We start from the raw sequence: 13,466 nt of genomic DNA, 5'->3' as shown, positions 1-13,466 counted from the left end.
TGAAGGCGTTCTTCCAGCGCCTCAAGCAAAAGGGAAAGCCGAGCAAAGTCGCACTCGTCGCCGTCATGCGAAAAATGATCATTATCCTCAACGCGAGAATCCGGGACGCAAACGCAACGGTGCTTGACACCTAACACCGTTGCTTTTTTATTTTCAAGTGCATCCCAAGTGTGAAGCGGCTTTTGACCGGGAGTAAGTAGAATGCTCGAACAAAAATCGGCAGGACTGACCAAGGACACGCTGTTCAAGAAACCGCTTTCGCGGATGGAAGCCAAGAACGCCATTACCGACAAAACGGCAAAGGCTATCCTGCAGCACGAAAAAGCCGCGGTGGATGCCAAGACGGAGCGATTGAAAGCCGCGCGCCTCGAGCGCGACAGGCGAGCCCCGTAGCCGGTCTGTGCAGTCATACAAGCGAATGAATTGAGGTGGCCGTGGCAACACGATGAAATAATTGGATTTTGTCGGTTTGTGCGCGGCTGAGAAAGGAGCTGAATTGCAAGTATTGGTAAGAGACAATAATGTCGATCAGGCGCTGCGCGTGCTCAAGAAGAAGATGCAGCGCGAGGGAATTCTCCGTGAACTGAAAGAACGCAGGGCTTATGAAAAGCCTTCGGAAAAGCGTGTGCGCGAGAAGGGCGAGGCTATTCGCCGGGCGCGCAAGGATGCCAAGAAGAGGGCGCAGCGCGAAGGTTTGCTGCCGAAGCCGAAGAAGAAGGTTGCTCCCGCACGGTCGAGAACCCCGGTCGCTTCCGCACCGGCGACATCTTCTGCCGCCTGACCTGCGGCCCGAACCTTTCGGGCCTAGATCGTTCAAGACAGACCGCCGGATCGAAAGCGTTCCGGCGGTTTTTTATTGGCCGCACCACGTACCGGCGAGGCTGTCTGACATTGCTGTCTTGAGCTTCCGGTCCGCTGGGGTGCGCATTTCCCCATCCCGCACGAAGTTGTGTAATTTTTGACGTTTACGGAAACGTCAAAGTAGGTTAGCTTCGGTCCGAAATTGACGGGGTGAGCGCGGATTCCGTGAGGTGCTCGGTCAAAAAAGCGGCAAAAAGGACTGTTTTTCGGAGAAATTCGTCCGGTTTTGCTGCAACATGCGCGCTGTCACAACATTTCGCTATAATGTGGCATGCAGGCATGAAACGCGGTTAAGGGCTCGTTCCAAGCATCGCGGAACGGCTCAGGTGGTGAATTGGAGGATTTCTATGCCGAGCTATCGCGCGCCAGTTGAGGATACGAATTTCGTTCTCAACGACGTTCTGAATTATCAGCGTTACAACAATCTGCCGGGCTTTGCCGACGCGTCGCCCGATGTCGTCGAGGCGATCCTGTCGGAAGGCGCGAAGCTTGCGGAAGGCACCTTGTTCCCGGTCAACCACACGGCCGACCGCGAAGGTTGCAAGCGGTCGTCGGATGGCTCGGTCACCACGCCGAAGGGCTTCAAGGAAGCCTATGATCTCTATCGTGAAGGCGGCTGGCTCGGCCTTGCCGTGCCGGAGCAATTTGGCGGACAGGGGCTTCCCTATCTGCTGCATACGGCTGTCGGCGAATATATGTCTTCCGCCAATATGGCGCTCACCATGTATCCGGGCCTGACGCAGGGCGCGATTGCCGCAATCCTGACCCATGGCACCGACGAGCAGAAGGACACCTATCTGCCGAAGATGGTGGAAGGCACCTGGACCGGCACGATGAACCTGACCGAGCCGCATTGCGGTACGGATCTGGGCCTGCTGCGCACCAGCGCCACCCCGCAGGAAGACGGTTCCTATAAGATTTCCGGCCAGAAGATTTTCATCTCGGCTGGCGAACACGACATGGCGGAAAACATCATCCATCTGGTGCTGGCCCGCATCGATGGCGCGCCGGAAGGCGTGAAGGGCATTTCGCTTTTCATCGTGCCGAAGTTCATTCTTGACGAAAACGGCAATCCGGGCGAGCGCAACGGCGTTTCCTGCGGTTCCATCGAAGAAAAGATGGGTATTCACGGCAATGCCACCTGCGTCATGAATTATGACGAGGCAAAGGGTTATCTGATCGGCGAAGCCCACAAGGGCCTGCGCGCCATGTTCACCATGATGAACGAAGCGCGTCTGGGCGTGGCCTTGCAGGGGCTTTCGATTGCCGAAACCGCTTACCAGAATGCCGTGATCTATGCGCGTGAGCGCATTCAGGGCCGTGCGCTTTCGGGTGCCGCAGCGCCCGATAAAAAGGCCGATCCGATCATCGTCCATCCGGATATTCGCCGCAACCTCATGAATATCCGCGCTTTCAACGAAGCCGGTCGGGCGCTCATTCTGTGGACGGCGCTCAACTCCGATATCGCGCACCGCTCCGGTGACGAGGCCGAGCGTCAGACTGCCGATGATCTCGTCGGGCTTCTGACGCCCGTGCTGAAAGGCGTTCTGACCGACAAGGGTTTTGAACATGCCGTCATGGCGCAGCAGGTGTTCGGCGGCCACGGCTATATCGAAGAACATGGCATGAGCCAGTATGTGCGCGATGCGCGTATCGCCATGATCTACGAAGGCGCCAACGGCATTCAGGCGCTTGATCTGGTGGGCCGCAAGCTGGCGCTGAACGGTGGTCGCGCGGTTACGGCTTTCTTCAAGGAAGTGGGAGAATTCTGCGAAGCCAATCGTGAGAACGAGAAGCTTTCCTTCTTCACCAAGCACCTGAAGAAGGGGCTCAACGATCTTCAGGCCGCCACCATGTGGCTGATGCAGAATGCGATGGCCAAGCCCGACAATGCGGGTGCCGCCTCCAACGACTATATGCATCTGTTCGGTCTGGTGGCGCTCGGCTTCATGTGGGCGCGGATGGCCAGGATCGCGGAAGAAAAGCTTGGCAGGGGTGAAGGCAACAAGGCTTTCCTCGAAGCCAAGCTTGTCACTGCACGCTATTATTTCGAGCGGATCATGCCGGAAAGTGCAGCCCATCTTGCACGCATCCAGTCGGGTGCGGATTCGATGATGGCGCTCGAAGCGGACACATTCTGAACCAGAGATTACGCCGGGCTTTCGGGCCTGGCGTGCCAAAATTTGGCGGGAAGGAGCAAAAATGGCTGAGGCTTATATTTACGATCACGTGCGCACACCGCGCGGGCGTGGCAAGAAGGACGGTTCGTTGCACGAAGTGCCAGCCGTCCGTCTGGGCGCGAAGGTTCTTGAATCCCTGCGCGACCGCAACGGCATCGACACGGCAAAGGTCGATGACATCATTTTCGGCTGCGTCGATCCTGTAGGCGAAGCTGGTGCAGTTATTCCGCGTTCCGCCGTTTTTGAAGCCGGTTATGATTTCAAGGCGCCGGGCATCCAGATTTCGCGCTTCTGCGCTTCGGGTCTCGATGCGATCAATCTGGCGGCAGCCAAGGTCGCGTTCGGTTCCGACGATCTGGTGATCGCCGGCGGCGTCGAAAGCATGTCGCGCGTCGGCATGGGCATGTCGGGCGGCGCCTGGTACATGGACCCGTCGGTCGGCTTCCCCGGCTATTTCATGCCGCAGGGCGTTTCCGCCGATCTGATCGCCACGAAATACGGCTTCAGCCGCGATGACGTCGACGCCTATGCCGTCGAAAGCCAGAAGCGTGCCGCCAAGTCGTGGGAAAAGGGCTATTTCAAGAACTCGGTCATCCCGATCAAGGACCAGAACGGCCTGACCATTCTCGATCATGACGAGCATATGCGCCCGTCAACCGACATGCAGGCGCTGGGCCAGCTCAACCCGTCCTTCGTGATGCCGGGTGAAATGGGCGGCTTCAACGCCGTCGCCATTCAGGCCCATCCGGAAATCGAGACGGTCAACCACGTCCACCATGCCGGGAACTCGTCCGGTATCGTCGATGGCGCGGCTGGCGTCCTCGTCGGCTCCAGGAAGGCTGGCAAGGCATTCGACATGAAGCCGCGTGCCCGCATCCGCGCTTTCTCCAATATCGGTTCCGAACCGGCGCTTATGCTCACCGGCCCGGTCGATGTGACGGAAAAGCTTCTCAAGCAGGCAAAGATGAAGCTCTCGGACATTGATCTGTTCGAACTGAACGAAGCCTTCGCCGCCGTGGTTCTGCGCTACATGCAGGCCTTCGACATTCCCCACGACAAGATCAACGTCAATGGCGGCGCCATTGCCATGGGCCATCCGCTGGGCGCGACCGGCGCAATGATCCTCGGCACGGTGCTGGATGAACTGGAACGCCGCAATCTCAACACCGCGCTGGTGACCTTGTGCATCGGGGCCGGCATGGGCACGGCGACGATCATCGAGCGCGTATAGGGTGAGGGAGGTTTTACGAATGGCTTACACGAATTTCAAAGTTGAAACCGACGCCGACGGCATTGCTCTCGTCACCTGGGACATGCCTGAAAAGTCGATGAACGTCTTCACCGTCGAGGCGATGCAGGAACTGAACGCCATCATCGACGCAACCACCGCCGACGAGAAGGTCAAGGGTGTTGTTATAACATCCGGCAAGGAGAGCTTCTCCGGCGGCGCGGACCTGACCATGCTGGAAGGCATGTTCAAGGAATTCCAGAAGCAGAAGGCCAAGGACCATCAGGCCGCCGTGCAGTCGCTGTTCGACAATGTCGGCAAAATGAGCGGCCTTTTCCGCAAGCTTGAAACCTGCGGCAAGCCCTGGGTTTCGGCCATCAATGGTACCTGCATGGGCGGTGCGTTCGAAATGTCGCTCGCCTGCCATGCCCGCGTGGCATCCGATGCGCCGGGCGTGAAGATGGCTCTGCCGGAAGTCAAGGTCGGCCTTTTTCCCGGCGCTGGCGGTACGCAGCGCGTTCCGCGCCTTGCCAACCAGCAGGACGCACTCCAGATGATGACGACCGGCTCCAGCCTGACGGCGCAGCGCGCCAAGGCGATGGGCCTCGTCACCGAGATTGCTCCGGCCAAGAAGCTGGTCGAAACCGCCAAGAAGCTCATTAAAGGCGGTCTGAAGCCGGTTCAGCCATGGGATGAAAAGGGCTTCAAGCTTCCGGGCGGCGCGATCTATTCGGCTGCCGGTGCGAACCTTTGGCCTGCCGCAACGGCAATCCTGCGCCGCGAAACTTCCGGCAATTATCCGGCAGCGCTTGCCATCCTGAAATCGGTCTATGAAGGCCTGCTGGTGCCTTTCGACACCGGCCTGAAGATCGAGCAGCGCTATTTCACCGAAATCCTTCAGACGACCGAAGCAGGCATGATGATCCGCTCGCTCTTCGTGTCGCTGCAGGAACTGAACAAGGGCGCGCGCCGTCCGGCGGATGAAAAGCCGACCAAGCTCAAGAAGATCGGCGTTATCGGCGCTGGCTTCATGGGGGCAGGCATTGCCTATGTGACAGCGAAGGCCGGCATTCCCGTCGTGCTGATCGACCGCGATCAGGAATCCGCCGACAAGGGCAAGGCGCATACCGCCGATCTGGTGACCAAGGAAATCCAGAAAGGCCGCGCCACCGAGGCCGACAAGGAAAAGCTCCTGTCGCTCATCACCGCGACGCCGGATTATGCTCTTCTCGACGGTGCCGATCTGGTGATCGAAGCCGTGTTCGAGGATCGCGAAGTCAAGCGTGTCGCGACCGAAAAGGCAGAGGAAGTTCTGAAATCGTCGGCGATTTTCGCATCCAACACCTCGACTCTGCCGATCACCGGCCTTGCCAAAGTCTCGAAGCGCCCGAAAAACTTCATCGGCATTCATTTCTTCTCGCCTGTCGACAAGATGATGCTGGTCGAAGTGATCATGGGTAAGAAGACGTCGGACAAGGCGCTGGCCGTCGCGCTCGATTACGTCCGTGCGATCAAGAAAACGCCGATCGTCGTCAACGACACGCGCGGCTTCTACGTCAATCGCTGCGTGCTGCGCTATATGTCGGAAGCCTACAACATGCTCGTTGAAGGTGTGCCCGCTGCCATGATCGAAAATGCCGCCCGCATGGCCGGCATGCCGGTTGGTCCGCTGGCGCTCAACGACGAAACGGCCATTGATCTGTCGCAGAAGATCCTCAAGGCAACGCTTGCCGATCTTGGCGAGAAGGCTGTCGATCCGCGCCATGTGGAACTGGTGGATCGTCTCGTCAACGAGTTCGACCGCAAGGGCCGCAAGAATGGCAAGGGCTTCTATGATTATCCGGCCAAGCCTGCGAAGAAGCATCTGTGGCCGGGACTGAAGGACCTCTACCCGCAGCAGGACCCTGACAAGGTCGATGTGAAGGAACTGAAGGAACGCTTCCTCGTCACCATCGCCCTGGAAGCTGCCCGCGTGATGGAAGAAGGCATCGTCACCGACCCGCGTGAAGCCGATGTCGGCTCCATTCTGGCCTTCGGTTTCGCGCCTTATACCGGCGGCACGCTGTCCTATATCGATGGCATGGGTGCGAAGAAGTTCGTCAAGCTCGCCAAGGAATTGCAGAAGAAATACGGCCAGCAGTTCAAGGCGCCGAAGCTTCTCATCGACATGGCTGAAAACGGCGAAAGCTTCTACAAGCGTTTCAATCCGTACAAGGCGGAAACGAAGAAGGCAGCGTAAGCTCGTCCCTTCCTAGGATCATCGGAGCGCGGCATGTTTCATGCCGCGCTTTTGTTTACGCTTCCGCCGCTGCTGGATTGCGCTCACCGCCAATAAGAAAATTTTCCCTGTTAATTCAGCCATCTTGCGCAATTCACGCTTTTTCGGTAGGTTGCAGCTGAAGATGGGACGGAAGATTAGGTTTAAAATCCTTTGAAACATATCTCCTGACGGGGCTGTCCGGATGATATGTCGGAACCTATGTGGCGGATCATGACTATGTTTTCTCACGAGAGCGTGTGGGCGGCCATCGATGCTCTGGCCGAACGTCATTCCCTGAGTGCGTCCGGGCTGGCGCGTCGGGCAGGGCTGGACCCGACGACCTTCAACAAATCCAAGCGCTATGCGTCGGACGGGCGCGCGCGCTGGCCTTCGACGGAATCGCTGGCCAAGGTGATGGAAGCGACCGGCTCGACCTTCGATGAGTTCACACGGCTCATCGGCGGGGAAACCCGCACGCCGCAATTTGGCGAATATACGCAGGACATGCAGTCGATCCCGCTGCTGGGCATGGCCGAAGCGGGCGCGGGCGGCTACTTCGACGATGCCGGTTTTCCGGCAGGGCAGGGCTGGGACATCGTGGAATTTCCCGCCAGCACGGGCGAAGGGGTGTATGCGCTGGAGGTTTCGGGCGACTCCATGTTGCCCCTTTACCGGGATGGCGATACGCTGATCGTTGCACCCAATACCGCCATTCGCCGGGGCGATCGCGTGGTGGTGCGAACGAAAGACGGAGAAGTGATGGCCAAGATCCTGCATCGCCAGACGCCGCGAACCATTGAGCTTCATTCGCTCAATCCAGAGCATCCAAACCGCGTCTTCGAGTCCAGAGATATCGAATGGGTCGCCCGCATTTTGTGGGCGAGCCAGTAATGGCGCAATCGCAGAACAGAAGCCACGCGCGCGCCGTTTTCGGCGGGCTGGCAGGTATAACGGGCGCTGTACTGGTCGCGGCCTTCGTGGCGCCGTTTTTTGGCGCGCTGGACCGTCCCGTCGTCGTCATCGATTCCGGTGATGCACAGACGAAGACCGGTACGGGCAACGGCATCGTTGTCGAACAGTTCGACTATAACGAGCCGGGAAGCTCGCCTGAAACGGGCAATACGCCGGAGGGAACGCCGTCGCAACCGGGCCAGACAGGTCCCGCCGATGGGCAGGCGTCTGCGGCAGCAGAAACGGGCAAGCCAAACGATCAGGCTGATGATGGCGGCATGGAACGCGAAGCGCCGCGCCCGCCGCTGAGCGATCTCGGCCTTGCATCCACGCCAAAGCCACCGGAGCCACCGGCACCGGCTACGCCTGTTGACGCAGGCGAGCAGATGCAGCTTTTGCAGCGTCCCGTCGCCGTGGCGGCCGGACGGCTGGAAAGCCAGGGCCGCACGATCGAGTTGCAGGGCATTGAAATCGTGCCCGTCGAACAAACCTGCCAGACCGCTTCCGGCGAAAGCTGGCCGTGCGGCATGCAGGCGCGCACAGCCTTCCGGCAGTGGCTGCGCTCCCGCGCCGTCATGTGCCGCCTGCCGCAAAACGATAGTGGCGCTGCGGTCGCGACCGAATGCACGCTTGGCAATGAAGATGCCGCCGCGTGGCTCGTTGCCAATGGTTGGGCGAAGGCTGCCCCCGGCAACGCCTATGAGGAAGCAGGCCGCAAGGCCGTGGAAGCACGCCTTGGGATTTTCGGCGACAGGCCCGATACGTCGCTGCCCAATCCGGAACCCGGCAGCAGCGATATGATGGATAACCCTTCACCTCTGGCCCCTGAACAGGAACCGCAGCCGCCATCGCCATCGCCATCGCCACAGCCACTGGACGGTTTTCCACCCGCGCCGCCCGCACAATAGAGCGGGACGAATTGAGAGCATTTCCAACGGTTTAAGCAGAACAGGAAACGCTCCAAGTCAACCATCATCCCGCTATGGGCTGCAACCAGCCCTATCCTGAGCCCGTGCGAAGCAGCGTGTCGAAGGGGCGGGCCTAAGGGGGGGCGAAGGGTCGGGCTTGAGCTTTCTGAACCTTCGTCCGACGATTCTTCGACAGGCTCAGGATGATCCTACGCTTCGCTCCGCACCTCAGGATGAGGATGTCGGTATAAAACAAAAGGGCGGCTCGAAGCCGCCCTTTTGTTCGATTCATTGATCTGGGTTAAGTATGTATTGATCTCTACGCCAGTTCGCCAGCCAGCGCCTTTTTGATCAGCGCGCGGGTTTCATCAATGCCGTAAAGCGCGACGAATGAGCCGAAACGCGGGCCGCGTTCCTGACCGATCAGCACTTCATAGAGCATCTGGAAGAAGGAAACCGAAACGCCGGGGCCACCTTCCGGGCTCTTCTTGGTATGGTCCTGATAGCGCTCGATGGCACGGGCGACATCGAGAATGGCGTTCTGGATGTCGTTGCCATCGGTTCCCGCAGGCAGCGTTGCGAGCTTCGCATCCAGCGTTTCGAGGGCTGCGCGTTCCACATCGTCCGGCGCACGGAACTGCTTGGTCGGCTTCACGAAATCGTTGAAGTAACGGATCGCATAGCCGACGAGCGCGTCGAGTTCCGGATTGTTTTCCGGTGTGACGCCCGGCACGTGCCGCGAGATGAAGCCCCACAGCACGCCCGGATTTTCGGCATTCGATGCGCTGACCAGATTGAGCATCAGCGCGAAGGTGACCGGCAGGTTCACCTTCGGCGGGTTGCCGTAATGAATGTGCCAGACCGGATTGTTCAGCCGGTCCTTCCATTCCTGACGTTCATAGGCCGAAAGATAGCTGAAATACTCGTCCACCGCCTTCGGGATGACATCGAAATAGAGCCGCTTGGCGGTCTTCGGCTTCTGGAAATTGTAAAGCGCAAGGCTTTCGGTCGGCGCATAGGCCAGCCATTCGTTGATGGAAATGCCGTTGCCCTTCGACTTGGAAATCTTCTGGCCAAGCTGGTCGAGGAACAGTTCATAGACGAAATGCTCCGGTGCGCGCCCGCCGAGGATTTCGCAGATGCGATCATAAACGCCAGCATTGGTCTGGTGGTCCTTGCCGAACATTTCGAAATCGACGCCGAGCGCCGCCCAGCGCATGCCGAAATCCGGCTTCCATTGCAGCTTCACATTGCCGCCGGTGACGGGCAGGGTGGTCTCAACGCCGTCTTCATCGTCGAAGGTGATGGTGCCAGCCTTGGCATCCACGCTTTTCATCGGCACGTAGAGCACGCGGCCGGACTTCGGCGAGATCGGCAGGAACGGGCTGTAGGTTGCCTGCCGTTCTTCGCCGAGCGTCGGCAGCATCACCTTCATGATGTCGTCATAGCGCTCGACGGCCTTGAGAAGCACCGCGTCGAACTTGCCGGATTTGTAATATTCGGTCGCGCTGGCGAACTCGTAATCGAAGCCGAAAGTGTCGAGGAAGCGGCACAGCATGGCGTTGTTGTGATCCGCAAAGCTCTTGTAGTCGCCGCCGAACGGGTTCGGAACGGCCGAAAGCGGCATTTGCAGATAGGGCTCGAGCGCTGCCCGGTCCGGCACATTGTCGGGGATCTTGCGCATGCCGTCCAGGTCGTCGGAGAAGCAGATCAGGCGCGTCTTGACCTTGTCGCCGGTCAGGATGCGGAAGGCATTGCGCACCATCGAGGTGCGCGCCACTTCGCCAAAGGTGCCGATATGCGGCAGGCCGGATGGGCCATAGCCGGTTTCGAAGATCACCGTATCGGGCAGGCCGGTCTTCTCATAGCGCTTGAGAATTTTCTTCGCTTCTTCAAAGGGCCATGCTTTCGCTTCCGCAGCCGCCGCGGTCAGTTCCGGGGTCAGCGTGATTTCGGGAAGGCGGTGCGAAGTCATGATTTTATCCTGATATCCTGTGAAGGGCTTTATTCTTTGAAAACGATGCGCCAAATGCGCACCCCTGCTCTATGGCGCGGCAACCCCGGTGCCGTCAACGGTCAGCGCCGAATTTCCTTGCGTAACCGCGTGAGGCTTCCTAATTTTCCCGTCAATTCCAATGAAATGATGATTCCGATCATGTTGTACAGGAGTAGCCCGATGAAAAAGATCACGCCGCAGGATGCGCTTGTCTACATCATGATCACGACGTCTGCTGCGGACACGACAATGACCGATGCCGAACTGTCGTCCATCGGCAATGTCGTTTCCCGCCTGCCGGTCTTTCAGGGCTTCGACAAGGAGCGCCTGCCGAAACTCGCCAGCGACTGCTATGCGCTTCTGGCGGATGAGGACGGACTGGAAAAAATCCTTGATCTCGCGCATGACGCCTTGCCGGAACGCCTCTACGATACGGCCTATGCGCTGGCCGTCGAAGTGGCGGCCGCTGATCTGCATGTGGAGCAGGAAGAGCTTGAATTCCTCCAGATGCTGCGTGACCGCTGGACGCTGGATGAACTGACCGTCGCCGCCATCGAGCGCAGCGCCCGCGTGCGCTTCCGCAAGCTCGATCCTGCTGTCTAGAACGGCTTTCCTGATCCTGGGCATGCAAAACGGGCGGAAAATCCGCCCGTTTCTATTCGTTCGGGAAAATCAGCACACGACCGGGAGCAGTCGTGCCTTGCGCCTTTCCAGAGCGACACGCATGATGCGGGCAGCTTCTGCGAATGTGGGCGTTTCCTTCCAGTGTTCAGCATGAATGATGCCGGTCGGGACGATAGCTTTCAGCGCTTCCAGCGTGTGGCGCGGCACCATGTCGGTGCAGTTCCACAGGCGGCGGAAGACGACGCTGATCCGTGTCACCTTGCCGTTGACCTGAACGGACGGCTCGGCGGTTTCCAAGGCCCAATCCTCATAGGCATCGACTGCATCCTGAAATGCATGATGCAGATAGATCGGTGCGTGACCGTCATGAAGCGGGGGCAGCAAACTGGACATTTCTGTTTCCTCTCTTCCAATGTGGTTCAGTTTTTCAGGGGGCATTTGCCGCTGGATGGATGAACTGGCAGCGCACAAATGCATTTCAAACAAGAGCCATGCAATGCTCTTCACTGGTCTATGTGTGCCGATCAGAAACTGAAGCTCACGAAATACGACAACACATAATTAACCATGATCTACGGAGAAAGCCCTGTTTGACAAGAGGCGATTTTCTTTAATTCAGCTTTTGGCGGAAAAATAATTCAAACGCATAGGTTGAATTACTGCAATAATAAGCTGGCCAATCTTTGAAATATTAGTTTTACTCTACGGTTACAAATGCCGGAAAACGAAGTCTTTTTCGGCATTTATTGTCACCGTAACAGATTTTGATCCTGTCATTTATGGGTGACTGATGTAGAAATGCGAACAACTGAGGCAAGATTGCGGGGCACGGGATATGGCGCAACTGGTTCTGTCGCGTAGGGCTTTTCTGGCGGGCTCAACCGCCTTGGCTGCTGTCGCCGTCTGGCCGCAACGGTCGGCTGCGGCAGGTCAGGCGCAGAAAGGCGGGCGGCTGGTTGTGGCCGCAGATTCAGAGCCGCGCAATCTCAATCCGGCCATCGTGGCATCCAATGGCGTCTTCTTCGTCGCAAGCAAGGTGGTCGAGCCTCTGGCGGAAGCCTCCTTCGAGGGCGAGAACGGTCTCGCGCCGCGTCTTGCCACTGGCTGGGAAGGTTCCGCCGACGGGCTGACGGCGACATTCCGCCTGCGGGATGGTGTCAAATGGCATGACGGCAAGCCCTTCACATCGGCGGATGTGGCCTTTTCGGCGATGGAAGTCTGGAAACCGCTGCAAAACCTAGGCCGTGTCGTCTTCAAGGCGCTGGAAAAGGTCGAAACGCCGGATGATCTGACGGCTATCTTCCATTTCTCCGAACCGACACCCTTCCAGCTTATCCGCAATGCCTTGCCGGCCTTGACCGCAGTGCTGCCGAAGCACGTCTTTGCCGGCAGTGACATCATGGCCAATCCGGCCAATGAAAAGCTCATTGGCACCGGCCCGTTCAAATATGCCGAGCATAAGACCGGCGAATATTACCGGCTGGTCCGCAACGACGATTATTGGGGCGAAGGCGAGCCTTATCTGGACGAGATCGTCTATCGTGTGCTGCCGGACAGGGCAGCAGCGGCGGGTGCGCTGGAGGCCGAGGAAATCGACCTGGCCGCCTTTTCCGCCGTGCCGCTTGCCGATCTGGACCGTATCTCGAAGGTTCCGGGCCTCACCGTCATTTCCAAGGGGTATGAGGCGCTGACCTATCAGCTGGTGGTGGAGATCAACCATCGCCGCAAGGAACTGGCCGACCTGAAGGTCAGGCAGGCGATCGCCCACGCTATCGACCGCGATTTCGTCGTGAAGACGATTTTCCTGGGCTATGCCAAGCCTTCAACCGGCCCTGTGCCGCGTTATGACAGCCAGTTTTATACCGATGACGTGCCGTCCTATCCGTTCGATGTCGCCAAGGCCAACGCGCTTCTGGACGAGGCGGGCTACAGGCGGGGCAAGGATGGCACGCGCTTCACGCTGAGGCTTTTGCCCGCACCCTATTTCAACGAAACGAAACAGTTCGGCGATTATCTGCGCCAGGCGCTTGCTGCTGTCGGTATCGATGCGCACATCGTCAACAATGATTCCGCCGCGCATCAGAAGGCGGTTTATACCGATCATGATTTCGATCTCGCCATTGCGCCCACGGTCTATCGCGGCGATCCGGCCATATCGACCACAATTCTGGTCGAAAGCGGCATTCCGGCAGGCGTGCCGTTCTCCAATCAGGGCGGCTATGCCAATGCGGAACTGGATGCGTTGATCGCCAAGGCCGCGCGTGAGATCGACGAGAAAAAGCGCACCGCCCTTTACCACCAGTTCCAGCAGATGGTGCAGGCGGATTTGCCGCTCATCAATGTCGCGGAATGGGGTTTCATCACGGTTGCAAGCGACCGCGTGAAGAATGTTTCCAACAATCCGCGCTGGGCTGTTTCCAACTGGGCGGATACCTGGCTCGAACAGTGACGAACCACC

Annotated in this window: 11 protein-coding genes and 1 pseudogene; 10 read left to right on the top strand and 2 right to left on the bottom strand. The window is 58.6% G+C overall.

Annotation, left to right across the window (positions count from 1 at the left end; all coding sequences use genetic code 11):
- The 8 genes and pseudogenes from ACOWVS_RS09705 to ACOWVS_RS09670 all read left to right on the top strand — a co-directional run.
- A pseudogene (locus ACOWVS_RS09705) lies at window positions 1-134 on the top strand (IS110 family transposase); the annotation flags it as partial.
- Between the two features lie 67 nt (window positions 135-201).
- Window positions 202-393 carry a hypothetical protein gene (locus ACOWVS_RS09700; RefSeq protein ID WP_006469319.1) on the top strand — a complete coding sequence of 64 codons (192 nt, stop codon included), beginning with the start codon at window positions 202-204 and terminating at the stop codon, window positions 391-393.
- 103 nt (window positions 394-496) lie between these two features.
- Window positions 497-781, top strand: coding sequence for a 30S ribosomal protein S21 (gene rpsU / locus ACOWVS_RS09695; protein ID WP_025090998.1), 285 nt, complete (start codon window positions 497-499; stop codon window positions 779-781).
- Window positions 782-1,208: 427 nt separating this feature from the next.
- Window positions 1,209-3,002, top strand: a complete 1,794-nt coding sequence (locus ACOWVS_RS09690; RefSeq protein WP_075041838.1) for an acyl-CoA dehydrogenase C-terminal domain-containing protein — start codon at window positions 1,209-1,211, stop codon at window positions 3,000-3,002.
- Between the two features lie 61 nt (window positions 3,003-3,063).
- Entirely contained in the window at window positions 3,064-4,272 is a 1,209-nt protein-coding gene (locus ACOWVS_RS09685; RefSeq protein ID WP_075041839.1) for an acetyl-CoA C-acetyltransferase, read from the top strand.
- Window positions 4,273-4,291: 19 nt separating this feature from the next.
- The gene (locus tag ACOWVS_RS09680) at window positions 4,292-6,508 is read left to right on the top strand and encodes a 3-hydroxyacyl-CoA dehydrogenase NAD-binding domain-containing protein (protein ID WP_075041840.1); all 2,217 of its coding nucleotides are present in this window, start codon (window positions 4,292-4,294) and stop codon (window positions 6,506-6,508) included.
- Between the two features lie 258 nt (window positions 6,509-6,766).
- Window positions 6,767-7,420: a S24 family peptidase gene (locus tag ACOWVS_RS09675; RefSeq protein WP_025091003.1), complete on the top strand. Its 654-nt coding sequence runs from the start codon at window positions 6,767-6,769 to the stop codon at window positions 7,418-7,420.
- Window positions 7,420-8,388, top strand: coding sequence for a thermonuclease family protein (locus ACOWVS_RS09670; RefSeq protein WP_063620287.1), 969 nt, complete (start codon window positions 7,420-7,422; stop codon window positions 8,386-8,388). Before ACOWVS_RS09675 ends, ACOWVS_RS09670 begins: the two co-directional genes overlap by 1 nt.
- Before the next feature lie 319 nt (window positions 8,389-8,707).
- Here the strand turns inward: ACOWVS_RS09670 and ACOWVS_RS09665 are convergent, their stop codons facing one another.
- Window positions 8,708-10,363: a lysine--tRNA ligase gene (locus ACOWVS_RS09665; protein WP_075041841.1), complete on the bottom strand. Its 1,656-nt coding sequence runs from the start codon at window positions 10,361-10,363 to the stop codon at window positions 8,708-8,710.
- 201 nt (window positions 10,364-10,564) lie between these two features.
- Here ACOWVS_RS09665 and ACOWVS_RS09660 point away from each other — a divergent pair, with 201 nt between their 5' ends.
- Window positions 10,565-10,987 carry a tellurite resistance TerB family protein gene (locus tag ACOWVS_RS09660; protein WP_006470576.1) on the top strand — a complete coding sequence of 141 codons (423 nt, stop codon included), beginning with the start codon at window positions 10,565-10,567 and terminating at the stop codon, window positions 10,985-10,987.
- A 69-nt stretch (window positions 10,988-11,056) separates the two neighbouring features.
- On the opposite strand, the gene ACOWVS_RS09655 is transcribed toward ACOWVS_RS09660, so the two are convergent.
- The gene (locus ACOWVS_RS09655; RefSeq protein WP_063620285.1) at window positions 11,057-11,401 is read right to left on the bottom strand and encodes a hypothetical protein; all 345 of its coding nucleotides are present in this window, start codon (window positions 11,399-11,401) and stop codon (window positions 11,057-11,059) included.
- Between the two features lie 442 nt (window positions 11,402-11,843).
- Here ACOWVS_RS09655 and ACOWVS_RS09650 point away from each other — a divergent pair, with 442 nt between their 5' ends.
- Entirely contained in the window at window positions 11,844-13,457 is a 1,614-nt protein-coding gene (locus tag ACOWVS_RS09650) for an ABC transporter substrate-binding protein (protein ID WP_063620284.1), read from the top strand.
- Window positions 13,458-13,466: the final 9 nt, after the last annotated feature.

The sequence above is a fragment of the Brucella sp. IR068 genome (genome assembly GCF_049065885.1).
Taxonomy (GTDB): domain Bacteria; phylum Pseudomonadota; class Alphaproteobacteria; order Rhizobiales; family Rhizobiaceae; genus Brucella; species Brucella intermedia.
This window is presented reverse-complemented; position numbering and strand designations above follow the sequence as displayed.

Coding starts and splice junctions, on each gene's coding strand:
- ACOWVS_RS09700 (WP_006469319.1), top strand. CDS start 202: ATGCTCGAACAAAAATCGGCAGGACTGACCAAGGACACGCTGTTCAAG.
- ACOWVS_RS09690 (WP_075041838.1), top strand. CDS start 1,209: ATGCCGAGCTATCGCGCGCCAGTTGAGGATACGAATTTCGTTCTCAAC.
- ACOWVS_RS09685 (WP_075041839.1), top strand. CDS start 3,064: ATGGCTGAGGCTTATATTTACGATCACGTGCGCACACCGCGCGGGCGT.
- ACOWVS_RS09680 (WP_075041840.1), top strand. CDS start 4,292: ATGGCTTACACGAATTTCAAAGTTGAAACCGACGCCGACGGCATTGCT.
- ACOWVS_RS09675 (WP_025091003.1), top strand. CDS start 6,767: ATGTTTTCTCACGAGAGCGTGTGGGCGGCCATCGATGCTCTGGCCGAA.
- ACOWVS_RS09670 (WP_063620287.1), top strand. CDS start 7,420: ATGGCGCAATCGCAGAACAGAAGCCACGCGCGCGCCGTTTTCGGCGGG.
- ACOWVS_RS09665 (WP_075041841.1), bottom strand. CDS start 10,363: ATGACTTCGCACCGCCTTCCCGAAATCACGCTGACCCCGGAACTGACC.
- ACOWVS_RS09660 (WP_006470576.1), top strand. CDS start 10,565: ATGAAAAAGATCACGCCGCAGGATGCGCTTGTCTACATCATGATCACG.
- ACOWVS_RS09655 (WP_063620285.1), bottom strand. CDS start 11,401: ATGTCCAGTTTGCTGCCCCCGCTTCATGACGGTCACGCACCGATCTAT.
- ACOWVS_RS09650 (WP_063620284.1), top strand. CDS start 11,844: ATGGCGCAACTGGTTCTGTCGCGTAGGGCTTTTCTGGCGGGCTCAACC.